The following is a 23484-nucleotide window of genomic DNA, read 5'->3' as shown; positions in this document are numbered from 1 at the left end:
GTCCATCTTTGCAGTTTCCGCAAAATTCTTACCGACTTCGGACGCTGGAGAGCAACGATCCTTTCGACAGTCGAGTACGGCAGAGCACTTCGAGAGATGGAGTCCGACCATGAAACCTTCGAGCGGGATCGAACCGCAAGTGATCGGACTTGATGCACGGCGGCGATGGGGCATCCTGGCGATCTGCTGCACGAGCCTGTTCGTCGTCGGGTTGGACACCACCATCGTCAACGTGGCCCTGCCGACGATCGGTGAGGGATTTCGCGTCGGAACCCGTGGTCTGGAATGGGTCGTCAACGCATACACACTCGTCCTGGCGAGCTTGCTGATCTCGTCCGGAGCAGTGGCCGATCGTTTCGGCAGGAGACGAGTCTTTCAGATCGGTCTGGTGGTTTTCGGGGTGGCGTCGATTGCCTGCGCGCTCGCTCCGTCCGTCGAGATGTTGATCGCGGCGCGGATCGTCCAAGGCGTCGGCGGGTCGATGCTCAGTCCGGTTGCCTTGGCGATCGTCGTCAACGTGATGACCGACCCGAAGGAGCGGGCCAAGGCAATCGGGGTGTGGGCCGCGGTCTTCGGTCTGAGTATGGCGGCAGGTCCGATCGTCGGCGGCGTGCTCATCGAAAGTTTCGGCTGGCGATCGGTTTTCTGGATCAACGCGCCCGTGATCTTGGCCGTGCTCGCCCTGACTGCTGTGTTTGTACCGGAGTCCCGAGCGCAGCAGTCGCGACGACTCGATCTTCCCGGTCAGTTGCTACTGGTGATTCTTGTCGGCGGGGCGGTCGCCCTTCTGATCGAGGGTCCGCGAATCGGATGGTTCTCTGCCGCGGCTACGGCAGGGTACGTCTTTGTTGCTGCAGCGTTGGCCGCATTCATCCGCGTCGAATCACGCAAGCGCGAGCCACTGATGGATCTGGCACTCTTTCGCCGCAGAACGTTCTCGTCGGCTGTGGTCGGCGCTGTCGTGGTGTTCGTGGCGTTGAACGTGACGCTACTGCTCGGCACGTTCTACTTGCAGCACTCCCGCGGAATGAGTCCGGCACTGGCCGGCGCGATCACCCTTCCGATGGCTGTTGCGGCAACGGTCTGCGCGCCGTTGTCCGGAATACTCGTCGGACGCTTCGGCCCGCGGCGGCCGCTACTCATTGCTGGTAGCTTCACGACACTCGGCGGGCTGTGCCTGGTCTCGCTCGACAACAACACGGCGATTCCGATGCTCTTGGCCGCTTACCTGTTCCTCGGTATCGGATTCGGATTCTCGAATGCCCCGATCACCAACACCGCCGTCAACGGGTTGCCGAGATCGCAGGCGGGGCTTGCTGGTGGAATAACCTCCAGTGCACGCCAATTCGGTGCTGCTCTCGGTGTTGCGCTGGCCGGTGGCATCATCGGCGGCAGTGCATCGGTGGATGTCGCGCAGGCATCGAGGTCGGGATGGATCCTGGTTGCCGGATGTGGGATCGCGGTCCTGGTGATTGCACTCGCATCTCGGAATTCCGAGGAACTCCCCGGCTGATCACCTCGCGTGTTCGTGGGAGCTTCACCCTGCGCGGGTGATTCCAAGCGCGTGCCCAACCGATACAGATGATGGGGTATCAGATCGTCGTATCCGAGCGGGGAGTGCCATGTGCCAGACACCTAAGGACGCAACACCGGCCACAGTCACGGCGAATCGCGAGGCAGTCGCACGGTATGCCATGGACGACCGGCAGGATTTTGCCGACGCGGATCGAGGATTGATCGCTCCGTTGCCGGGCAAGGTTGTCGCCGATGACGGGCATACGGTCTTCGATCCCGATGCGATGGCATACCTCGGTGACGATGTTGCCGCGCCGGAGACAGTCAATCCGAGCCTGTGGCGTCAAGGACAACTGATGCGCCGAGGTGGTCTGTATCAGGTGACGGATCGCCTTTACCAGGTACGGAACAACGACCTGGCAAATTTGACGGTTGTCGAAGGTGGCGAGGGACTGATCGTCATCGACTGTATGGCGGGGGTCGAATCGGCGCGCCAGGGTATGAAGATGATTCGTGAGCACGTCAGCGATAAGCCAGTTTCGGCGATCATCTACACGCACACCCACATCGACCACTACGGCGGAGTCAAAGGGATCGTCGATCTGGACGACGTGACGTCCGGGCGAGTTCCGATCATCGCACCGGGCACGATCGCGTCGTTCGACAAGTTCGCGATCGGGGAAAACGTCGTCGCCGGAAATGCCATGGCGAGACGGTCCTTCTACGCCTTCGGTGGATTGCTCGATCTCGATGCCAAAGGGATGGTTACCTGCGGCATCGGCACGATCAGCACGAAAGGTCCACTTGTCTCGTATATTTCCCCCACTGACAGCATCACGGAGACCGGAACGAAGCGTGAGATAGCCGGTCTGGAATTCGAGTTCCTCTACGCGCCGGATACCGAGGCCCCGGAGGAAATGCACATCTGGATCCCCGAACTCGCCGCGCTGACCTGTGCGGAGAACGCCAATCATTCGCTCCACAACATCCAGACCTTAAGAGGTGCGCGCACTCGCGACGCTCGGAACTTCGCGCGGTATCTGGACGAGACTCTCGAACGGTGGGGAGACGACGCGGCTGTTCACTACGGACCGCACACGTGGCCGGTGTGGGGTAACGAGAACCTGGTGCCGTTCATCGAATCGCAAAGGGACACTTACAAGTACATTCACGACCAGGCACTCCGTCTCGCGAACAAGGGGTACACGCCGCTCGAAGCTGCCGAGGTGATCGAACTACCGGACGAACTCGGGCGCAAGTGGTACAACCGCGGATATCACGGCACTCTGCACCACGACGTTCGCGCCGTGTACACCAAGGAACTGGGAATGTGGGACGGCGATCCGGTGTCGCTTCATCCTCATCCGCCGGTCGAATCGGCGAAGAGGTTCGTCGATCTCCTTGGCGCGCAGAAGATCCTGGACGAGGGTAAGCGGGCATTCGACGCCGCGGACTACCGATGGGCGGCAGAGATCCTGCACAAGTTGGTGTTCGCGCAACCGGAGAACACCGAAGCGAGGAATCTGCAAGCCGACGTCTACGAGCAGATGGGTTATCAAGCCGAGGGGCCGCAGTGGCGTGGGATCTATCTCTCGGCCGCCCTGGAGCTCCGTGAAGGCGCCCAGCCCGCCCCCTATGTCACCGCGAGCCAGGACAGTGTCCTCGCGATGCCCATCGACATCCTCTTCGACTTCGTTGCAATACATCTCATCGGCGACAAGGCCACCGACGCGGAACTGCGGATCGATTTCGTGTTCACCGATCGCGGCGACGAGGCATGGACTGCGTGGGTCAAGCGCGGCGTCCTCAATGCACGTAAGGGCGCGTCACCGAACACACAACTGACGGTCTCGGGCCCGAAAGCGGCACTCGTGGGAGCGCTTCTGCAACCGGGCGCGGCCGCCGAACTGGCCAAGGCCGGGAAGATTTCGCTCGACGGAGACGAATCAGCGCTCGAGACGCTGGGAGGGTTGCTCGATACCTTCGATCCCAGTTTCAATATCGTCACGCCGTAACGAAGGGATAGTTTTCGATGTGTACACGCTTGGTCTACTTGGGGCCCAACGACACTGTGATGACTGCTCGATCGATGGATTGGAAGGTCGATCTCGGAACAAACCTCTGGGCTTTCCCGCGCGGCATGACCAGAGGGGGCTGCGCAGGTCCGAACTCGATACAGTGGACGTCGAAATACGGAAGTGTTGTCGCGACGGCCTACGACATGTGCACGACCGACGGGGTCAACGAGGCTGGACTGTCTGCCAATCTCTTGTGGTTGGTCGAGTCCGAGTACCCGACGTATGACGGTTCGACCCCGGGATTGTCGATCGCGGCGTGGGCGCAATACGTCCTGGATCGCTTTGCGACAGTTCAGGAAGCGGTCGAAGTGCTCGCGTCGGAACCGTTCACGGTAGTGACCGCTGCCGTTCCCGGCGAAGACCGCCTCGCAACGCTGCACATGTCGCTCTCGGACGCCGGGGGAGACAGCGCGATCATCGAGTACGTCGGTGGACGCCCGACGATTCATCACAGCCGTGAGTACCAGGTGATGACCAATTCGCCGATCTTCGATCAGCAACTCGCCGTCAACGAGTACTGGAAGCAGATCAACGGAACCGTCATGCTGCCCGGAACCAACCGTGCCGCTGACAGATTCGCGCGGGCATCGTTCTATGTGGATGCGATACCGCAGACGGACGATCCGCGGGCGGCGTTGGCATCCACCTTCAGCGTTATTCGGAATGTGTCGGTGCCCCTCGGTATTTCGACTCCCGACGAGCCCAACATTTCATCGACCCGTTGGCGTACGGTCGTCGATCACAAACGCACGCTCTATTTCTTCGAGTCGGCAATGACGCCCAATACCTTCTGGGTGGACGTGGCGTCGATGGATCTCGCGGAAGGGACACCCGTCCGAAAGCTCGGACTCGGACCGAACGAGAGCACCGTCTATTCCGGTGACTCCACTGACCAGTTCGAACGGGCGGAGGCATTCACGTTCGCGGGAGCATAAGGCTTCGGGGCGTAGTAAAAATCCAATCGTGAAACTTCTTGACATTTCTACTCCATTCAGATGAAACTTTGTTGCATATTCGGGTTTCGTCAACGGAGGACGGCATGGGCATCACAGTGCAGACACGGAATGATGGTGCGCAGCTCAAACGGCGCAGGGCGCTCGTCGCCGGCTCCGTCGGAAATTTCATCGAGTGGTACGAGTTCGGTGTGTACGGGTTCTTCGCGACAATCATCGCGTCGAACTTCTTCAGCGCCGACGGTTCCGGCGACCTCGAAAGCCTGATCAAGACGTATGCGTCGTTTGCGTTGGCGTTTTTCTTCCGCCCAGTGGGGGCCGCGCTGTTCGGTCGACTCGGTGACCGCATCGGCCGACGTCCCACCCTGGTGATCGTTCTTCTGCTGATGTCGGCTGCGACGACCCTGATCGGTGTGCTCCCCACCTACGAGAGCGTCGGAATTCTGGCACCGCTTCTCTTGACGGTCCTTCGAATTCTGCAGGGATTGTCGGCCGGTGGTGAGTTCGGCGGTGCGGTGTCGGTGATGACCGAGTTCGCTCCGCCCGGACGACGTGGGCTGTACGGCTCGTGGCAGTCGTTCACCGTCGCACTCGGACTGCTCGCCGGTGCGGGTATCGCAGCACTCCTCGCCACTGTCCTCGACCCGTCACAGCTCGGTGACTGGGGCTGGCGTATCCCGTTCCTCCTTGCACTGCCGATGGGGCTGGTTGCCCTGTGGCTCAGGCTCCGGCTCGAAGAAACGCCGTCGTTCGAGCGTGCTCGATCAGTCCAGTCCGAACCGACAGCTGATGCGCCGGCGCCGGTAGTGCAGCCGACTGTCGGAGAGACGGCCAGGGCGATTCTGCTCGGAATCGGGCGGTTGATGGGGTGGTCTGCTGCCGGTTACACGTTCCTCGTCGTGATGCCGACTTATCTTCAGAGTTCGCTCAACGCGACGTTCCATCAGGCACTTGTTGCTTCCGTGCTTGCCAATGCGGGCTTCGCGGTGACCATTCCGATCGCGGGTGGACTCAGCGATCGCATCGGACGACGCGCGGTCATGCTCACCGGCACCGTGATAATTCTGGTCTTGGCTCTGCCGCTGCTCAACGTCCTGCAGAACGAGCAGACGTCTTTGACAGCCAAGGGATTTGCAGTGTTTGCCGCCGGCGCCGCAGTGGGACTTGTTGCCGGACCCGGACCCGCCATGCTCTCCGAGATGTTCCCCACCTCGGTTCGGTACACCGGATTGGGACTCGCATACTCCCTGTCCAACGCGGTCTTTTCGGGCTGCGCCGGTTTGATCATCACGTGGCTGATCAAGGAAACTTCCAATCTCGATATTCCGGCCTACTTCGTGATGGCAACGTGCGCCGTCAGCGCGATCGCCTTGAGTACCTTGCGAGGGAATGCCCACAAGCGGGCACTCGTCGACTGACCGCAGTTCTTCCGAATGCCGAAACGATGCGAGTAAGGGATATTTCATGAGAGTCATCGGTCTGATGTCCGGTACTTCGTACGACGCTATCGATGCTGCCGCAGCAGACATCCGGATCGACGGGGACACTCTTGTGCTCACCCCACTGGGCATGGTCAGCGAACCGTATTCCGGTGAGTTGCGGGCTGCGGTGGCGGCTGCGGTACCGCCGGCGTCCACCACTGTCGGTCAGATCTGCCAACTCGACACCGAGATCGGACAGGCATTTGCGGCCGTGGCTGCGCGGGCGAACGAGGAACTGTGCGGTGGCAGTGCGGAATTGATCTCCTCACATGGTCAGACGATGTTCCACTGGGTCGAAGGAGCGCAAGTAAAGGGCACTCTTCAGCTCGGGCAGCCGGCCTGGATAGCCGAGAAGACCGGATGCACGGTCGTGTCGGACCTGCGCTCTCGCGACGTGGCGACGGGTGGTCAGGGTGCACCACTGGTCAGTGCGTTCGACGTATTGTGGCTCAACGGAAGAACTTCGGGTTCCGTCGCGCTCAATCTCGGTGGCATCGCGAACGTCACTGCTCCGGGAGGCGCTCCGACATCGACGGCAGATGGTGCCGCAGTACCGATTGCCTTCGACACCGGCCCCGCAAATGCGTTGATCGACGCTGCGGTAGGCGAATTCACTGCCGGGGAGCAGTGGTTCGATCTCGGAGGTGCTCTGGGCGCAGCCGGCACACCGAACGTCGATCTGCTCGCACAACTACTGAGCGAACCGTATTACGCGCAGCCCGCTCCCAAGAGCACAGGCAAGGAATTGTTCCATCGGGACTACCTACTCGCCGCACTGCGGGGCTACGAATCCTTGTCTCTGGCCGACATCGTCGCGACACTGACTGCACTGACCGCCCGGACCGTCGCCGATTCCGTCAAAGCGCTGGCGGCTACCGAAGTGGTGGTGTCAGGCGGTGGCACCAAGAACCCGACGTTGATGGCGATGCTCCGTGACGAACTGGGCGACATCGCGCTTGTCTCTTCGGACGAGCTCGGCGTCACCTCCGATATCAAGGAAGCATTGGCTTTCGCGGTTCTCGGCTATCTCACCGCACACGGATTGCCCGGCAGCATCGCTTCGTGCACCGGTGCGCGTCACGCCAGTGTGCTCGGATCTCTGACGCCAGGAAGCCGTGGGCTGCCTAGAATCACATCGGTGCCGTCAGCTCCGAAAACGATGCGAATCGAGGCGTTATGACTTTGGACCGGAGTGCTCCGGCGTCCGTCGACCTGCTTGCTCGTATTCGTGCATCACTGAGCAGCCTCTCGCCTGCCGAGCTGCGGATTGCCGAAATCATCGAAGCCGACCCCAGTCTGGCCTCCACCCTGACGGTCAACGACCTCGCCGAACGAGCGTCGACAAGCACGGCGACAGTGGTCCGCACAGCCAAACGACTCGGTTTCGAGGGTTATCCACAGCTTCGTCTCGCGCTGGCGGCGATCAGCGGGTCCGGTACAGAGAACACGATCCCGCTCGGTGTGGACATCGTTGCTGCCGACTCGGCCGGTGAGGTGATGGCCAAGCTCGCCGAGTTCGAATCCGAACAACTCAAGGGCACGGCGCAATTGACAGATCCTGCTGCGCTCGAAGAAGTTGTGTCCCGGATTCGATCCGCCCGCCGCGTCGAGGTCTACGGCATCGGCGCCTCTGGCATCGTCGCGCAAGACCTCACGTTGAAGCTCTCTCGCATCGACGTCAACTGCCGGGTTCATCTCGACCGAGACGCGGCCATGGTCAGCGCCAGCTTGCTCGGACCGGACGACATCGCAGTGGGGATCTCACATTCGGGTGAGACTTCGGATGTCGTGGAACCACTTGCCCTTGCCCGTCGAACCGGGGCGTCGACGGCTGCGATCACCGGAGGGGCACGATCGACGCTCGCCGTGCAGTCACATCACGTTCTGCTCACTGCCGGTAGAGAATTCGGTTTCCGATCGGCTGCGATGGCAAGCCGCACCGGTCAGCTGTTGGTAGTCGACACAATTTTTGCGATGGTGGCGCACTCGCTGCCCAGCGCACTCTCTGCTCTGCAACGAAGCCATGATGCCATTGCTTCGAAGCGGCACTGACGAGGAGTCGTCGCTGTGAGTACTGACGAGGAGTCGTCGCTGTGAATACTGACGAGGAGTCGTCGTAATGAATATCGATCGAGGAGGACTCGCCACAATGCAATTGGAAATGCTCTCCACCGAGAGACCCAACCCTCTGACCCGCGATCTCGATGTCATGTCGGTGTCGGGTCTGCTGACGGTGATGAATCAACAGGACGCAATCGTGGCCGGCGCGGTGGCAGCGGTACTACCCGCCATCGAAGCCGCAGTCGACTTGATCGTCGCGGCCCGAGCACAAGGTGGTCGACTGATCTACCTGGGAGCGGGGACAAGTGGGCGTCTGGGAGTTCTCGACGCGGTGGAATGCCCTCCGACGTTCGGGACCGATCCGGGCGAGGTGATCGGCATCATCGCCGGTGGCCCTGGAGCGTTTCTGAACGCCGTCGAGGGGGCAGAGGACGATCCGCGAGCGGCTGGGGTCGATCTCGACGCAATCTCGTTGAACGCCAACGACGTCGTGGTGGGTCTGGCTGCCAGCGGTCGTACCCCCTACGTCATCGGGGGACTCGATCACGCCCGCGAACTCGGCGCTGCAACAGTGGCAGTCTCGTGCAACCGGAACGCGGCAATGAGTTCTCACGCCGGCGTGGCCATCGAAGTGGAGACCGGCCCCGAGATCCTCACCGGATCGACGAGGCTCAAGGCCGGAACTGCGCAGAAGATGGTGTGCAACATGCTCTCCACGGCGAGTATGGTTCGCTCCGGGAAGGCATTCCACAATCTGATGGTCGATCTTCGGCCGACCAATGCCAAGCTTGTCGATCGTGCGAACCGGATCGTCGCGGCAGCCACCGGAGTCGATACCGAGATCGCTGCGGAGACCATCGACGATGCCGATGGTCATGTGAAGGCAGCGGTCGTCATGTTGTTGGCCGAATGCGACTTCGCCGAAGCAACCGAACTGTTGGACCGCGCTTCGGGTTCGGTACGTGAGGCCATCGTCGGAGCCGGCAAGAGCAGTGAGGAAGTCTGAATGGAAATCGTCATAGTTCCCAGTCCTGAGGACGGCGGGCGAATCGCTGCCGATATCGTGTGCGGCGCAATCGAAAACGGAGCGCGGACGCTCGGCCTCGCGACCGGATCGTCACCGCTGCACACGTATCGAGAGCTGATCAAGAGGCATCGAGAATCGGGAGTGTCGTTCGCGGCGATGAGCGCGTATCTTCTCGACGAGTATGTAGGTCTCACGTCCGATCAGCCGCAGTCCTACGCGCACACCATCCGCACGGAACTCGTGGATCACCTCGACATCGACAATGCGCGAGTGTTCAGCCCCGACGGCGGGGCCGCGGATCCCAGTGACGCTGCCCGGCGTTACGACGCTGCCATCGCCGAAAACGGTCCCATCGACGTGCAGATCCTCGGCATCGGCCTGAACGGACACATCGGTTTCAACGAGCCCTCCTCCTCGCTTGCATCGCGCACCCGAGTGAAGACCTTGACCGAGAGGACCCGCGCCGACAATGCACGGTTCTTTGCAGACCCAGCCGACGTACCGCATCATGTGATCACGCAAGGGCTCGGAACCATCAGTGATGCAAGGCATCTCGTCCTGATCGCGGACGGCGCCCGCAAAGCGCCCGCCGTCCGGGCCGCGGTCGAAGGTCCGGTCTCGGCATTCTGCCCGGCGTCGGTGCTGCAGCTGCATCCACACGTGACCGTCATAGTCGACGAGGCAGCTGCCGGCGAACTCCAACTAGCGGACTTCTACCGCTACACAACCGAGCACAAGCCTGCAGAGCAAGGTTACTGAAAAGCGGGCTGCTGAAAGCGGACTTGATCTCCAGCGCAGTTGAGGTCCTAGCCTCGGGGGATGATCAACGCCAGAGGTCCAGCGGTATCCCCGCCTGCGGCGCCCCGATTCTTCTCACCACCGCTCAGTGTCGCGATCGTCGGAGCGGGGCCGGCGGGAATCCACGCCGCCGGCGCTCTCGCCGAACTTGCGCCCGGCACCAAGACAGACGTGTTCGAGCGTCTACCGACGCCGTACGGACTGGTGCGCTACGGTCTCGCACCAGGGCACCCCGAGTCCGAAAAGTTCGCCCATTCTCTGCACACCACGCTGGTCGCCAGTGAGTTCCGGCTGTTCTGCAACGTGGAGATCGGAAAGGACCTTTCCGTCGATGACCTACGTTCGTCCTACGATGCCGTGATCATTGCAACCGGTGCGCCGCGGGATGCACCTCTCGACATTCTCGGCGTCGAGCTTCCAGGTTCTTTCGGTGGCGCCGAGTTTGTCGGTTGGTACAACGATCACCCGGACAGCTCGCCGCAGTGGCCGCTGAACGCGGAATCGGTCGCAGTGATCGGAGGTGGCAACGTCGCACTCGACGTCACCCGTATGCTCCTCGCCGAGGCGCAATCGCTGCAGGCCACGGACGTCTCCGACCAAGTTCGGGAAGGGATCGCCGGCAGTCGAGTTCGCGAAGTACACATCTTTGTCCGGCGCGGACCAGCCGACGCTCGCTTCTCCCCGAACGAGTTGCGCGCTCTCGGTGAACTACCCGGCGTAGATGTTGTCGTCGATTCTGTCGATGTCGTACCGGACCGGCATGTCGAGCGGATGACCAAACAGTTGGTGCACACCCGACTGGCAGTCGAGACACTCCGTGGTTTCGCGGACACTGCGCCTGCCGACCGAACTGCCCAGCGTCGAGTTCACCTGCACTTCTACCGACAGCCGGCGCAGATTCTCGGCAACGGGAAAGTCGAGGCACTCCGCGTCGAGCGGACAGTCCCGGACGGATACGGTCACGTCACCGCTTCGGGTATCTGTACCGACTATCCGGTTCAAGCTGTGTACCGGGCAATCGGATTTCTCGGGACGCCACTTGCCGGGGTGCCTTTCGATCACGGACGCGGCAATGTTGCGCACCAGGGCGGCGCAGCGGTCGACGAGAGCGGCTCGCCGATCGCAGGTTTGTTCGTGACGGGCTGGATGAAGCGAGGTGCCGCCGGGCTGATCGGTGCGGCTCGGCCTGATGCACGCCAAACCGTCGAAACCTTGCTGCGACAGATGGATTCGGCATACGAGCGTCGAGCCGGCCATGGCCGTATCGCGGAGGTCCTCAGGGCCGGCAGAGTGGTGCCCGTCGATTGGGACGGATGGCTTCGCATCGATGCCGCCGAACGTGCCCTCGGTGTGAAGCATGGGCGTGATCGGATCAAAATCAAAGAGCGCGACGAACTCGTTCGCATCGGCACGGAGTCGGCAGTTCACGCCGAATAGATTCGCTGGGGTCTGGAGTACCACCGGGGTTACGCTGAAGTGAGTCACTCCGATTCATTGTGATCGAGGTGCGGAACAGAAGTGTCATGAATGAACGTGGTGCGCAGGCCAGTGACGCGACAATCGCGAGCGGGCCCCTGACCGAACGGGGCACCGTCACCGAGTTGCGCCCCTCAACGCTGCCGGTGATGCGTGACGGCCAGAACGGTGCAGACGGCCTCGGCCGCCTTGTGGCGGATTGGGAGGAGGGACGAACCCCGTCCGACCTGAGCGACTATCTGCCTGATCCAGCCAAGATTCGTCGGGCGGCGCTGATCGAATTGGTCGGAATCGACATGGAGTACCGCTGGCTGAAAAATGATTGCCCGAAACGGCTCACGGATTACTGTGCCGAGTATCCCGAATTACTCGAAGAACCATTACCGGCCGAGCTCCTGTACGAGGAGTTCCGGCTGCGGAAGCAGGGTGGGGAGGACGTCGCAGCAGCCGAGTACCTCAGCGAGTTTCCCTTGCAGGCAGAGAGTTTCGAGCAGATGTTCGACCGTGATTCGATGGCCGGTCGCGAAGACGTGATGATGTTGGGACTCTCGGGTTTCGACGAGTTCGAAATCGGGCAGCACCTGGACGATTTCGAGCTGGTGTTGGAACTCGGGCACGGCGCATTCGCCCGAGTGTTCCTCGCTCGGCAACTCTCGATGCAGCGGTGGGTTGCGTTGAAAATCTCGCGCAACGTCGGAGTCGAGCCGCAGACTCTCGCCCAGCTCGACCATCCCAACATCGTCCGGGTCTTCGATCAACGGTTGCTCGAGGAACGCGCACTGCGAGTCCTGTTCATGGAATACGTGCCGGGTGGGACCCTGCTCGACGTGGTCAAACTTGTCCGCGTGACACCGCAGGCGCAGCGGTCCGGACAACTACTTCTCGACGCCATCGACAAGACCCTGGCGAAGAAGGGAGAGATGAAGCCCAGCGAGACGAGCCTGAGGAGCGAGATCGCTGCGATGTCGTGGCCGGAGACCGTGGCCTGGATGGGGATGCGACTGGCCGATGCCCTCGAGTATGCGCGTGAGCACGGCGTATTACATCGGGACATCAAGCCGGCGAATGTCCTGCTCAGCGTCGAAGGCATCCCCAAGCTCGCCGACTTCAACGTCAGCTCGAGTGAGGAGGTCTCGACCGAGGACACTGCATGTTTTGTCGGAGGCTCGCTTGCCTACATGTCTCCGGAGCAATTGGAGGCCTGTGCGGTGGGGGCGCCTGGCACACTCGACACCCGTAGCGACATCTATGCACTGGGCGTGATGTTGTGGGAACTCCTCACCGGGAGTAGGCCTTTCACGGACGACGGTACGGGGGAGAGCCCACCGTCGCCCAAGAAGGCGCTCGAGGCCCGCCGGCGCGGGGTGGATCCCGCAGCCGAGGCACGGCTACCGGACGACTGTCCGCCGGCGCTGCGCCGAGTTCTGGTCAAGTCTCTCTCGCCGGAGAGAGACGGAAGGTGGTCTGGCGGCCGAAAGTTGGCTCGTCAGTTCGCACTGTGTCTGGACCGGTCTGCTCGCAATCTGGTGGACCCACCGGAAGGGAGTCCACGTTCGACGTTGTGGAAGTGGGCGCTGCCGATAGTGCTTGCCGCGATCGGAAATCCGAATCTTCTTGCGGCGGGCTACAACTACTACTACAACAAGATGCTGATCATCTCGGGTCTCTCGCCGCAGGCTCAGCAGCATCTCGAGCAGGTTCATCTGGTCATCGGGGTGGCTGCGTTCTCTCTCGGTGCCGCAGCGATCCTGTATTGGTGTCGGCTTGCACTCACCGTGCCTCACGGACTGCGCAACGGTCAGACGTACAGCGCGGAGGTCTTGAACAAAGCGCGTACCGCGACGCTGAATGTCGGACATCGCGCGGTGGTGATCGCATTCGGGCTGTGGGTTCTGGCCGGTATCGCATATCCGGTCGCATTGCAGATTGCCGCCGGCGGAATTCCGCAGCGAGCCTACGTGCACCTGATGTCGTCGCTGGCGGTGTGCGGCGCCGTCGCAGTCGCGTATCCGTTCTTCATCCTGACGTATTACTCGGTTCGATGTCTGTATCCGATCTTGTTGTCGCACGGCGAGTTACGAAGCGACGACGGACGCGATATTCGCTCACTGGGTCGGAGCAGCACGCGTTACCTCGCAGTCGCGGCGTCGGTTCCCCTGGTGGGAATCGCGGGGCTCAGTTTTGTCGGTTCGGGTGCCGGTGAGGAACTCAACGCAACAGTCCGTGCGCTGTGTTTGGGCGGGATCGCCGGATTCATCGTTGTGTATCAACTGTTTCGACGGATCGAAAGTGACCTCCGAGCACTGCTGCGCGTCGTGTCTCTCGAGGTGTCGGCGTCTCCGTAAGTGCCGAACAACCGTATTCGAGTCGGCCTATGTGGAAGTGCTCTTGCGTGGTCGGCTGCGACGAACTGCTTTGGTGCGAGGCGGAGACTTCTCTTCCGATTCTTCCTGAGGGTCGTCGCGCCAGTGAATCTCGATTTCTATCTCGACTTCGTTGCCGTCGACTTCGATCTCGAGTTCCCACCGAACCTGTTCCGGAACACTGATTTCGATCGAGTCCCCACCCGACCCCAGCTCCACTTCCGATCCACTGGCGAGGGCTTGGCCGAGGGCGATGAGTCGGTCGGCGACTTCCTGCCGTGAGAGTTCTGACTTCCTCTTGATCTCCAGTTTGGGCACGAGCACTCCTGACCTCGGCGGATTCTCCCTTTCACGGTAGTTGGACGAAGGGGAGATTGTCGGAGTTTGTGGAACCACACAGCAGGACGCGTCGACGCGCAACAAACCTGAAGGCGGTGTGGGGACGCCAGAAAGAGCGAGGAATCCGGCTCACTTCCAGCACGGACGAATCGGGCGGGAGGGCCCTGTCAGCGATGATTTTCGCGAAAGTCTGGGTTCAGTCCAGAAGATTGCGCAATAGTGGAAAGGTGCCTTCGACGCCGGATTATGCAGCCCAACTGCGTAACGCTGAGCTTCGCGTGACTCGTCCCAGAGTCACGGTGCTCGAGGTTGTGCATGCACGCCCACACGCAGCCACCGAGACTGTCTTCGATGCTGTGCGGGCTGTTCTGCCTGGGGTGTCGCGGCAGGCGGTCTACGACGTGTTGCACGCTCTCACCGACGCCGGGCTGATCAGGCGGATCCAACCGTCCGGATCGGTGGCGCTGTACGAGTCACGCGTCGGCGACAACCATCATCACGTCGTCTGCCGGTCCTGTGGGGTCGTTTCAGATGTCGACTGCGCAGTCGGAGAGGCACCGTGTTTGACGCCGTCGGCGCACAACGGTTTCGTTCTCGACGAAGCCGAGGTCATTTACTGGGGCCTGTGTCCCGACTGCTCGACAACTCAGAGTTTGCGATCACAAACGTGATCGAAGTCCGTTCTACTCGCTCATGGAGGGATTATCGTGTCCGATAGTTGCCCGGTTGCTCACGACGGAAACACCGAGAGCACCAGCGAAAGTGAAAACCCCGCAATCCCGTCTCCGACGCCTACCGGGAATCGTCCGAGAACAAACAGCGACTGGTGGCCGAATCAGCCGGATCTCTCTGTCTTGCATTCACATTCGTCGAAGTCGAATCCGATGGGTGCCGACTTCGATTACGCCCAGGAATTCGCCAAGCTCGATGTCGAGGCGCTAAAGCGCGACGTCATCGCGTTGATGACGGCGTCGCAGGATTGGTGGCCGGCCGACTACGGGCACTACGGCGGACTCTTCGTGCGTATGAGCTGGCATGCTGCCGGCACCTATCGCATTGCAGACGGCCGCGGCGGTGGCGGCCAAGGTGCTCAGCGTTTCGCCCCGCTCAACAGTTGGCCGGACAACGCCAGCCTCGACAAGGCCCGGCGCCTGCTTTGGCCCGTGAAGCAGAAGTACGGAAAGCAGGTTTCCTGGGCCGACCTGCTGGTGTTCGCGGGCAACTGTGCCCTGGAGTCGATGGGGTTCAAGACCTTCGGCTTCGGATTCGGCCGAGAAGACATCTGGGAGCCCGAGGAGATCTACTGGGGTCCCGAGGACACCTGGCTCGGCGACGAGCGTTACAGCGGAGACCGTGAGCTGTCCGGACCGCTCGGAGCCGTGCAGATGGGCCTGATCTACGTCAATCCCGAAGGACCCAACGGGCAACCGGATCCGGTAGCGGCCGCCCGCGACATCCGAGAAACGTTCGCCCGCATGGCGATGAACGACGTGGAGACAGCTGCGCTGATCGCCGGCGGTCACACCTTCGGCAAGACGCACGGAGCCGGACCGGCCGACCTCGTCGGACCGGAGCCGGAAGGTGCTCCCATCGAGCAGCAGGGACTGGGCTGGAAGAGTGCCTTCGGCACGGGTGTGGGTAAGGACGCGATCACCAGTGGTCTCGAAGTCGTGTGGACTCCCACTCCGACGAAGTGGGACAACACCTTCTTGGAGATTCTGTACGGCTACGACTGGGAGCTGACCAAGAGTCCGGCGGGTGCGTGGCAGTGGATTCCGAAGGACGGCGCGGGGGCGGGCACCATCCCGGATCCGTTCGATTCGTCGGCCGGACGCACCCCGACGATGCTGACGACCGACCTGTCCCTACGCCTGGATCCGACGTACGAGAAGATCACCCGGCGCTGGCTCGATCATCCGGAAGAATTCGCCGAAGAGTTCGCCAAGGCTTGGTACAAGCTCCTTCACCGTGACATGGGACCGGTCACGCGCTACCTGGGACCTTGGGTTCCCGAGCCGCAGCTGTGGCAGGACCCGGTTCCCTCGGCCGATGATCAACTGATCGGGGACGCAGACATCGCGATCCTCAAGAGTCGACTTCTCGACTCCGGGCTGTCCATTTCGCAGTTGGTATCGACGGCGTGGGCGTCTGCCGCGAGCTTCCGCAGCACGGACATGCGCGGCGGCGCCAACGGTGCGCGAATCCGACTGGAGCCGCAGAAGAATTGGGAAGTCAACGAGCCTGCAGCTCTCTCCGCGGTGCTTCAGACTCTCGAGCGTGTTCAGCAGGACTTCAACCAGGCTGGTGGAGCAAAGGTTTCTCTCGCCGACCTGATCGTTCTGGGCGGTACAGCGGCCGTCGAACAGGCTGCGAAGAACGCCGGACAGGACATCACGGTCTCGTTCACGCCGGGCCGAACGGATGCAACGCAGGAGCAGACAGACGTCGACTCGTTCGAGGTACTCGAACCCCGGGCCGACGGATTCCGGAACTACCTCAAGGGAGGCGAGAAGATTCCGGCAGAGATTCTGTTGGTCGACCGCGCGTACATGCTGTCGCTGACCCCGCCCGAGGTGACAGTGCTGGTCGGCGGACTTCGCGCGCTGAACGCGAACTTCGGCAATACCCGTCACGGCGTGTTCACCGATCGTCCCGAGACGTTGACCAACGATTTCTTCGTCAACCTTCTCGACATGGGTACCGAGTGGAAGCCGTCGAAGACGGACGAAAACGTATACGACGGCGTTGATCGCGTGACGGGCGATCCGAAGTACACGGCAACTGCGGTCGATCTCGTTTTCGGATCGAATTCGCAACTGCGTGCACTCGCCGAGGTGTACGCCAGCGCAGACGCCAAGCAGAAGTTCGCCGAGGACTTCGCCGCAGCCTGGACCAAGGTGATGGACCTCGACCGGTTCGACGTGAACTGATCCGGCAGATCGTCGACGACGCCCCGCGAGCTTGTTCTCGCGGGGCGCCGTCATTTCACGCGCACGATAGCGTGGTCGTGTGGCCGATCAATTTGCGCTGGTACCAGCGGTGTACGTGATGTTCTGTCGAAGCAACCCGGTACAACGGCGCGAGGTGCTGCTGCAATTGCGCGAGGGCACGGGATTCATGGACGGATACTGGGCTCACGCTGCTGCGGGCCACGTCGAACTGGGGGAGTCGGCGATCGACGCTGCCGTTCGGGAGGCTGCGGAAGAACTTGGTGTCGAGTTGCTTTCCTCGGAACTGAAGCCGCTGACCGTGTTGCATCGCCGCCACGCGGACGGGAGCGAACCGGTGGATCATCGAGTGGACTTCTTCTACGAATGCCGCACGTGGTCGGGTGAACCACGCCGGATGGAGCCGTTAAAATCTGCAGATCTGCGGTGGTGGCCGGTTGACGAACTCCCGGAGAAGTTGGTCGACCACGAGCGTTTCGTAATCGAAGCCCATCACTCCGGTCAGCTCGCACCCATCCACAGTTACGGCTTCTGACCGGGTGAGGATCTGATTCAGGCTTCGCTGGCAACGATGACCGGGCAGTGTGCTTTTCGAATCATCGCACTGCTCGTGGTGCCGAGAGCGGTGTCGTCGAACGAACCTCGTCCGCGCCGGCCCACGACGAGAAGCCGTGCCTCGGTGGAGAGTTGTTCAAGAATGGCAACCGAGGGGCCGTCGAACTCGATCTGACGGATCGCGACGCCAGGGTAGAGCGTGGCCCAACCCGACAGTTGCCACGTCAGCGGCGTCGAGTGCTGGGGCGAGTGCCCGGATGCGAAGTCTCGACGCAGCTCGGCCTCTGGCGGCGCTGCGTGCACGACGACCAGTTCGGTGTTCGCTGCCTCTGCTTCCTTGAACGCGATGGCCAGAGCGCTTTCGCTGTAGGCGCTTCCGTCCAAACCGACGACAACCGGCAAGGCTGCCGCAGCGCTGCTTTCACGCGGTGTTCCGACTCTTGCGAACGAACATGTCGGACCAGGTGCGGCGGGATCGTCCTGTGTTGCGACGATCAAGGCGGCCTCGGACGTCAACGCGGTGAGGATTGCGGTGTTCTCCCCGGAGATCAGATCGGTCCGGATCCGAAGATCTGGCGACACCGACTCGGCGATCTGAATGGCCTCCATGAACAGGCCGGTCGGCGATGCCGAGGTGTTCAGATCGGCGCTCGGAGCTACGAAAACGATTCGCATCCAGAGACCGTGGCGATGTGCGAACTCAGCCGCCCACGTGATCACGTCGGGGCGCAGCGGGGATTCGTCGATGCACACGACCACCGCTCCGTCCGCGGACCACTCCGAGGTGATGAGATCAGTCGATAGTTCGGGCTTCATCGTGAACTCCTCGAGCTGTGTCTGTTGAACGCGAACTAGCTTGCAGGACAGTGCCGAACAGCAATCCTGCGACGATTATCGAGCACGCGGCAGTCGTCAGGGGCAACCACACGAGCGTCGTGACAGCGAACATGAGCACGAGCAACGGGGCGAGGAGATGGCCGGGTTTCGCTCGGCGTTCGTGGTGCTGCCTTTCTGCCCAGGCTCGGTACTTCGTGCCGTCATTCATGTTGTTTCACCTCAGTTCTCACGTCGGAAACCGTCTTGTGACCAAGCAGTCCGACATGCGCCTCGTCGCGCATTCTTTCGACCATGTGGGGGTAGTGCAGTTCGAATGCCGGCCGCTCACTGCGGATTCGGGGGAGTTCGGTGAAGTTGTGTCGCGGTGGTGGGCAGGACGTCGCCCATTCGAGCGAGTTTCCGAAGCCCCAAGGATCGTCGACGGTCACAATTCGGCCGTACCGGTAGCTCTTGAAAACGTTCCAGATGAACGGAATCGTCGAGGCTCCGAGCACAAACGCGCCGATGGTCGAGATCGTGTTGAGAAGAGTGAAATTGTCCGACGGCAGGTAGTCCGCGTACCGCCGAGGCATGCCCTGGGCGCCGAGCCAATGCTGGACGAGAAATGTTGCGTGAAAGCCGATCAGGGTCAACCAGAAATGGATCTTGGCGAGCTTCTCGTCCAACATCCGGCCGGTCATTTTCGGGAACCAGAAGTAGATTCCGGCGTATGTCGCGAACGCGATTGTTCCGAAGAGGACGTAATGGAAATGCGCGACAACAAAGTACGAGTCGGTGACATGAAAGTCCAAGGGCGGGCTGGCAAGGATGACGCCGGAGAGTCCGCCGAACAGGAATGTGACCAGGAAGCCGACGGAGAACAGCATGGGCGATTCGAAAGTCAACTGCCCCTTCCACATGGTGCCGATCCAGTTGAAGAACTTGACTCCGGTGGGAACTGCGATCAGGAAGGTCATGAACGAGAAGTAGGGGAGAAGAACGGCGCCGGTTGCGTACATGTGGTGCGCCCACACAGCGATCGACAGTGCAGCAATTCCCAATGTTGCGTAGACCAATCCGGTGTATCCGAAGATCGGCTTGCGGCTGAAGACGGGGAAGATCTCCGAGACTATGCCGAAGAACGGCAGCGCCAGAATGTAGACCTCGGGATGGCCGAAGAACCAGAACAGGTGCTGCCACAACATGACTCCACCGGTGGCGGGGTCGAACAGGTGCGCTCCCAGGTGCCGGTCCACCCACAGTCCGATCAAGGCAGCAGCGAGCAGCGGAAAAACGAGGAGGATCAGCATGCTGGCGACCAGCGCATTCCACGTGAAGATCGGCATGCGGAACATCGTCATACCCGGGGCGCGCAGGCAGACGATCGTCGAAACGATGTTGACTGCGCCGAGGATGGTGCCGACCCCGCCGAGAGCGAGACCGATGATCCACAGGTCGGCGCCCATGCCGGGGGAGTGGAGTTCGCTGGTGAGCGGTACGTAGGCGGTCCAGCCGAAATCTGCCGCACCACCAGGTGTTACGAATCCGGCGGACGCGATCAGGCCGCCGAAGAGATAGAGCCAGTAGCTGAAGGCGTTGAGTCGCGGGAAACACACGTCCGGCGACCCGATCTGCAGTGGCATGAGGTAGTTGGCGAATCCGAAGAACACCGGGGTCGCGTACAGCAGGAGCATGATCGTGCCGTGCATGGTGAACAACTGGTTGTACTGCTCGTTGGACAGGAATTGCATTCCCGGAACGGTCAATTCCATGCGCATGAGTAGTGCCATCAGTCCGCCGATCAAGAAGAAGGCAAACGATGTCACGATGTACATCAGACCGATCATCTTGTGATCGGTGGTCCTGAGGATCTCGACCAGTTTCGAACCCTTCGGAGCGGTTCGGGGAATTGCATCGGCGGGGGAATCGACCTCACCGACCGGCCGGGGCGCGAGATCAACCACGATGGCCGCCTACGCACATCGACGTGACGAAAGACCGAGAATGCCTGGGACTTTGGAACATAACGCAATGATCGTGGCGACCGGGAACTCGGACGAGGGGAAAAGGTCCCTAGGATCGGAACAGAGGCATGGCGTAGATCACGTGGTCCGGTACGGTCGAGAGAGTTGTCTTCACGAGCCGAAAGAAAGCGAGATGGTCATGGCATGTCGTATCAGTGAACTGGTGCTCGGTTGCCGGGAACCCGAGGTGCTGGGCCGGTTCTGGTGCGAGGTCCTGGACTTCGTCGTGCTCGATCGAATGGACGACGGTTCGTTGGAGATCGGCCCACGCGAAGGGTTCGGCGGTCCGCAGCCGACGATCATCCTCAGTCGCAGAGACGAACCGGAGAAGGGCAAGCCCCGCCTGCATATCGACGTCAACGCCACCGATCGCGATCAGGAGGCCGAACTGGAACGCCTGCTGAGTCTTGGTGCGCGGCCGGCCGACATCGGCCAGACAGGGCACGAACAATGGCATGTCCTGGCCGATCCGGAAGGTAACGAGTTCTGCCTGCTCAAGGCCCAACTGGATCCGCTCTGACGCTCAACGATGCTGGATCGGCAACGGACTTCGCCTGGGGCTCAGCGGAACACGCCACACCAGTTCGGTGACACCGTTCTCGCTGGTGATGTTGCTCGAGCCTCCGCACTGACGAGCGCGGGTCGCCAGGTTGTCGAGACCGTGGATTCTGGTTGCCTGGTCGATTCCCACACCGTCGTCGACGATGCTGATGACAAGCTCCTCGGTGGCCCGGATGGTGACGTCGATGGCATCGGCATGTGCATGCCGCAGAGCGTTGCTCAAGCCCTCGCGCACAACGGCTTCGGCATGCGGGGCAAGTCGAGACGGGACGGAACTGTCGATGGTTCCCTCGAAAGTGACGCTGGGAGTGATCGACGAGTGGCCGGACAGACCGTTGACGGCATCGAGTAGTCGCCGCCGCAGGCTTGTGGGAGTAGACATCTCGCTCGTATGGAGGTCGAAGACTGCGGTGCGGATTTCACGGACTGTTCGATCGAGTTGATCGACAGAGGTGTCCAATACGGTTCGAACGGTGTCCTCGTCGCCTGGACGTTGCAGCACCCCCTGCAAACTCAACCCGGTGGCGAACAGCTGTTGGATGACGTGGTCATGGAGATCCCGCGCGATTCGGTCGCGATCTTCGAGGACGTCGACCAGTCTTTCTTTCCGTTGCTGTTCTGCGAATTCGACAGTGACAGAAGCGATGTCTGCCATCGCCGTCAGTTGCTCGATCTCGTCCACTCCCCACGGGCGGTTGCTGCGGCGTGACGCGAAGAGAACACCGCCGCCGAACGAGGTCCCGGAGAGGGGGAGTGCGACCACTGATTCGTCGCCGGAAACGTTCAGCGCCGGAACGGAACTGCCATGTGGTGCAGAGATCGGCCGCCGGCTCCGCGCAGCGTCGTCGATCACGGTCCCGGACAGATCGACGGCTGATCCGGTCGCGGGGACAGGCTGGGAATCAGCAGCATCGGCGACGTGGACTACCGGCTCTCTGCCGAGGTCGTAGCGAACGACGCACACAAGATTTCCATCCGTGAGGTGCCGCGTCGTCCGAACCAGTTCCGCCAGCGTCTCGTCGCGGGATCCGCCGCTGAGCAGACGTGCATTGACGGCGGCGACGGCCTTGAGCCAGGCTTCTCGCGTCCGGGATTCCTCGAATAGACGCGCATTGTCGATGGCGATGCTCGCAGCATTTGCCAGAATCTGGAGTACAGCCTCGTCGCGGTCGTCGAATGCAGTCCGTTCTGAGCTGTCCGCGAGGTAGATGCTGCCGAACACCTCGCCCCTGACGAAGATCGGAACACCGAGAAACGTGTCCATCGGCGGGTGATTGGTCGGAAACCCTGCCGAGGACGGATGTGAGGAGATTCGGTCGGTTCGAACCGGGCACGGTTCTCGAACGACCAGGCCCAGCAGGCCGTGTCCTTCGGGAAGATGCCCGATCTTGGCAACCTGCCCTTGAGTCAAACCGGAGTGGATGAATCGGGACAAGCGTCCGTCGGGGGATTTCACGCCGAGCGCGCCGTAGTCCGCTTCGAGGAGATGTCGCGCGACGTCGACTATCTGTTGCAGGGTTTCGTCGAGCTGGAGTGTGGACCCGACGGTCAACACGGCACTGAGCAGTTTGGGAATTGCAGTCGGGTTGAGAGCAGTCAGCTCTGCGCTTCCGGCGATGTCGCCGAAAAGGCTGAGCATGAGCGCGTCGCGGCTACCTGGCATGGTGCGTGCCCGTGGTGGCGGAGAAGGGCGAGCCGGATGGCGTCAGCAGGTGAGTGGTCGCCTGGCCCGAAGGATCCGGGTGCGAAGTGCCCGCACGAAGCTTTGTCGCCAGAACTGCGGCCTGCGTTCGACGTTCGAGACCCAGTTTCTCGAGGATGCGTGAGACGTAGTTCTTGACTGTTTTCTCCGAGAGTTCTGCGTGCGAGCTGATCTCTCGATTGCTCAGTCCCTTGCCGATCAACTCGAATATCAAGAGCTCCTGATCGGTCAACAGGGCTGCCGCAGTACCCGACTCCTGTTCGGACCGGATGCGCCGGACCAAACCGATCACCGCCTGGGTGTTCAACAGCGACTTGCCGGTAGCAACCGTGCGGATCGCCGACACCAGGTCGTGGCCGCGGATGTTCTTGAGGACGAATCCTCGTGCGCCGGCGATCAGGGCGTCGAGCAGTGCGTCGTCGTCGGAGTACGACGTGAGCATCAAAGTGGCGGCGCTCGGGTAGGTCGACGCCAGTTCTCGGCACAGTTCCACACCGTTACCGTCGGGAAGTCTGACGTCCATGACAACCACGTCGGGTCGGCATTCGGGTATTCCGGCCGAGGCTTCGCGAACACACGACGCCTCGCCAACAACGTTGAATCCCGATACCTGATTCAACAGGTCTGCCAATCCACGACGGACGATCTCGTGGTCGTCGACCAGATAGATGCCGATCGTCACGGTGGTCACCTCTTCCAGCTCACGCCTGCCGTCGATGTTACCGGACGGTAATGTCCCGACAGGATCGGGTTGTCCGACCGATGGTCGACAAAAAACCCGCGTCGA

Annotated in this window: 20 protein-coding genes; 14 read left to right on the top strand and 6 right to left on the bottom strand. The window is 61.5% G+C overall.

Annotated elements, in window-relative coordinates; genetic code table 11:
* Positions 1-109: 109 nt before the first annotated feature.
* The 10 genes from G4D79_RS28320 to G4D79_RS28275 all read left to right on the top strand — a co-directional run bounded on the left by G4D79_RS28320 (position 110) and on the right by G4D79_RS28275 (position 13734).
* Positions 110-1513: an MFS transporter gene (locus tag G4D79_RS28320; RefSeq protein WP_075832419.1), complete on the top strand. Its 1404-nt coding sequence runs from the start codon at positions 110-112 to the stop codon at positions 1511-1513.
* A 109-nt stretch (positions 1514-1622) separates the two neighbouring features.
* Positions 1623-3530 (top strand): alkyl/aryl-sulfatase, encoded by a 1908-nt coding sequence (locus G4D79_RS28315; RefSeq protein ID WP_099698707.1) that lies wholly within the window; start codon positions 1623-1625, stop codon positions 3528-3530.
* Positions 3531-3547: 17 nt separating this feature from the next.
* A complete protein-coding gene (locus G4D79_RS28310; protein ID WP_099698708.1) occupies positions 3548-4528 on the top strand; it encodes a linear amide C-N hydrolase in 981 nt (326 codons plus the stop codon).
* Positions 4529-4632: 104 nt separating this feature from the next.
* Positions 4633-5964, top strand: a complete 1332-nt coding sequence (locus G4D79_RS28305; protein ID WP_042452397.1) for an MFS transporter — start codon at positions 4633-4635, stop codon at positions 5962-5964.
* A gap of 46 nt (positions 5965-6010) precedes the next feature.
* The gene (locus tag G4D79_RS28300; protein WP_054780860.1) at positions 6011-7207 is read left to right on the top strand and encodes an anhydro-N-acetylmuramic acid kinase; all 1197 of its coding nucleotides are present in this window, start codon (positions 6011-6013) and stop codon (positions 7205-7207) included.
* Positions 7204-8079 carry a MurR/RpiR family transcriptional regulator gene (locus tag G4D79_RS28295; protein ID WP_003941452.1) on the top strand — a complete coding sequence of 292 codons (876 nt, stop codon included), beginning with the start codon at positions 7204-7206 and terminating at the stop codon, positions 8077-8079. The genes G4D79_RS28300 and G4D79_RS28295 overlap by 4 nt, the downstream gene beginning before the upstream one ends.
* 97 nt (positions 8080-8176) lie before the next feature.
* Positions 8177-9094, top strand: coding sequence for an N-acetylmuramic acid 6-phosphate etherase (murQ, locus tag G4D79_RS28290; RefSeq protein WP_047269010.1), 918 nt, complete (start codon positions 8177-8179; stop codon positions 9092-9094).
* On the top strand, positions 9095-9874 hold the full coding sequence (nagB, locus tag G4D79_RS28285) for a glucosamine-6-phosphate deaminase (RefSeq protein ID WP_003941456.1): 780 nt from the start codon (positions 9095-9097) through the stop codon (positions 9872-9874).
* Positions 9875-9934: 60 nt separating this feature from the next.
* Positions 9935-11350, top strand: coding sequence for an FAD-dependent oxidoreductase (locus G4D79_RS28280; RefSeq protein ID WP_099698709.1), 1416 nt, complete (start codon positions 9935-9937; stop codon positions 11348-11350).
* An 86-nt stretch (positions 11351-11436) separates the two neighbouring features.
* Complete coding sequence (locus G4D79_RS28275) at positions 11437-13734, top strand: serine/threonine-protein kinase (protein ID WP_214514620.1); 2298 nt, start codon at positions 11437-11439, stop codon at positions 13732-13734.
* Positions 13735-13761: 27 nt separating this feature from the next.
* On the opposite strand, the gene G4D79_RS28270 is transcribed toward G4D79_RS28275, so the two are convergent.
* Positions 13762-14070 carry an amphi-Trp domain-containing protein gene (locus G4D79_RS28270; RefSeq protein ID WP_037129603.1) on the bottom strand — a complete coding sequence of 103 codons (309 nt, stop codon included), beginning with the start codon at positions 14068-14070 and terminating at the stop codon, positions 13762-13764.
* 248 nt (positions 14071-14318) lie between these two features.
* Here G4D79_RS28270 and G4D79_RS28265 point away from each other — a divergent pair, with 248 nt between their 5' ends.
* From G4D79_RS28265 to G4D79_RS28255, 3 genes are all read left to right on the top strand, one after another.
* A complete protein-coding gene (locus G4D79_RS28265) occupies positions 14319-14762 on the top strand; it encodes a Fur family transcriptional regulator (protein ID WP_064443491.1) in 444 nt (147 codons plus the stop codon).
* Between the two features lie 36 nt (positions 14763-14798).
* Complete coding sequence (gene katG, locus G4D79_RS28260) at positions 14799-17021, top strand: catalase/peroxidase HPI (RefSeq protein ID WP_003941458.1); 2223 nt, start codon at positions 14799-14801, stop codon at positions 17019-17021.
* Positions 17022-17100: 79 nt separating this feature from the next.
* Positions 17101-17574 carry an NUDIX domain-containing protein gene (locus tag G4D79_RS28255; protein ID WP_003941446.1) on the top strand — a complete coding sequence of 158 codons (474 nt, stop codon included), beginning with the start codon at positions 17101-17103 and terminating at the stop codon, positions 17572-17574.
* 17 nt (positions 17575-17591) lie between these two features.
* Here the strand turns inward: G4D79_RS28255 and G4D79_RS28250 are convergent, their stop codons facing one another.
* The 3 genes from G4D79_RS28250 to ctaD are packed head-to-tail and all read right to left on the bottom strand — an operon-like array spanning position 17592 to position 20374.
* Positions 17592-18410 (bottom strand): universal stress protein, encoded by an 819-nt coding sequence (locus tag G4D79_RS28250; protein WP_099698711.1) that lies wholly within the window; start codon positions 18408-18410, stop codon positions 17592-17594.
* On the bottom strand, positions 18388-18639 hold the full coding sequence (locus G4D79_RS28245; protein ID WP_099698712.1) for a hypothetical protein: 252 nt from the start codon (positions 18637-18639) through the stop codon (positions 18388-18390). The genes G4D79_RS28250 and G4D79_RS28245 overlap by 23 nt, the downstream gene beginning before the upstream one ends.
* The gene (ctaD, locus tag G4D79_RS28240; RefSeq protein WP_099698713.1) at positions 18632-20374 is read right to left on the bottom strand and encodes a cytochrome c oxidase subunit I; all 1743 of its coding nucleotides are present in this window, start codon (positions 20372-20374) and stop codon (positions 18632-18634) included. Before ctaD ends, G4D79_RS28245 begins: the two co-directional genes overlap by 8 nt.
* 199 nt (positions 20375-20573) lie before the next feature.
* Between ctaD and G4D79_RS28235 the strand changes: the two genes are divergently transcribed.
* Positions 20574-20954 carry a VOC family protein gene (locus G4D79_RS28235; protein WP_007726436.1) on the top strand — a complete coding sequence of 127 codons (381 nt, stop codon included), beginning with the start codon at positions 20574-20576 and terminating at the stop codon, positions 20952-20954.
* A 3-nt stretch (positions 20955-20957) separates the two neighbouring features.
* On the opposite strand, the gene G4D79_RS28230 is transcribed toward G4D79_RS28235, so the two are convergent.
* Positions 20958-22658 (bottom strand): GAF domain-containing protein, encoded by a 1701-nt coding sequence (locus G4D79_RS28230; RefSeq protein ID WP_042452382.1) that lies wholly within the window; start codon positions 22656-22658, stop codon positions 20958-20960.
* Entirely contained in the window at positions 22648-23379 is a 732-nt protein-coding gene (locus G4D79_RS28225; RefSeq protein ID WP_039972719.1) for a response regulator transcription factor, read from the bottom strand. The genes G4D79_RS28230 and G4D79_RS28225 overlap by 11 nt, the downstream gene beginning before the upstream one ends.
* Positions 23380-23484 lie beyond the last annotated feature (105 nt).

The organism is Rhodococcus sp. WY5, assembly GCF_018588185.1.
GTDB classification, from domain to species: domain Bacteria; phylum Actinomycetota; class Actinomycetes; order Mycobacteriales; family Mycobacteriaceae; genus Rhodococcus_F; species Rhodococcus_F qingshengii.
This window is presented reverse-complemented; position numbering and strand designations above follow the sequence as displayed.

Coding starts and splice junctions, on each gene's coding strand:
- G4D79_RS28235 (WP_007726436.1), top strand. CDS start 20,574: ATGGCATGTCGTATCAGTGAACTGGTGCTCGGTTGCCGGGAACCCGAG.
- G4D79_RS28320 (WP_075832419.1), top strand. CDS start 110: ATGAAACCTTCGAGCGGGATCGAACCGCAAGTGATCGGACTTGATGCA.
- murQ (WP_047269010.1), top strand. CDS start 8,177: ATGCAATTGGAAATGCTCTCCACCGAGAGACCCAACCCTCTGACCCGC.
- G4D79_RS28315 (WP_099698707.1), top strand. CDS start 1,623: ATGTGCCAGACACCTAAGGACGCAACACCGGCCACAGTCACGGCGAAT.
- G4D79_RS28300 (WP_054780860.1), top strand. CDS start 6,011: ATGAGAGTCATCGGTCTGATGTCCGGTACTTCGTACGACGCTATCGAT.
- G4D79_RS28310 (WP_099698708.1), top strand. CDS start 3,548: ATGTGTACACGCTTGGTCTACTTGGGGCCCAACGACACTGTGATGACT.
- G4D79_RS28230 (WP_042452382.1), bottom strand. CDS start 22,658: ATGCCAGGTAGCCGCGACGCGCTCATGCTCAGCCTTTTCGGCGACATC.
- nagB (WP_003941456.1), top strand. CDS start 9,095: ATGGAAATCGTCATAGTTCCCAGTCCTGAGGACGGCGGGCGAATCGCT.
- G4D79_RS28245 (WP_099698712.1), bottom strand. CDS start 18,639: ATGAATGACGGCACGAAGTACCGAGCCTGGGCAGAAAGGCAGCACCAC.
- G4D79_RS28250 (WP_099698711.1), bottom strand. CDS start 18,410: ATGAAGCCCGAACTATCGACTGATCTCATCACCTCGGAGTGGTCCGCG.
- G4D79_RS28280 (WP_099698709.1), top strand. CDS start 9,935: ATGATCAACGCCAGAGGTCCAGCGGTATCCCCGCCTGCGGCGCCCCGA.
- G4D79_RS28275 (WP_214514620.1), top strand. CDS start 11,437: ATGAATGAACGTGGTGCGCAGGCCAGTGACGCGACAATCGCGAGCGGG.
- G4D79_RS28305 (WP_042452397.1), top strand. CDS start 4,633: ATGGGCATCACAGTGCAGACACGGAATGATGGTGCGCAGCTCAAACGG.
- G4D79_RS28295 (WP_003941452.1), top strand. CDS start 7,204: ATGACTTTGGACCGGAGTGCTCCGGCGTCCGTCGACCTGCTTGCTCGT.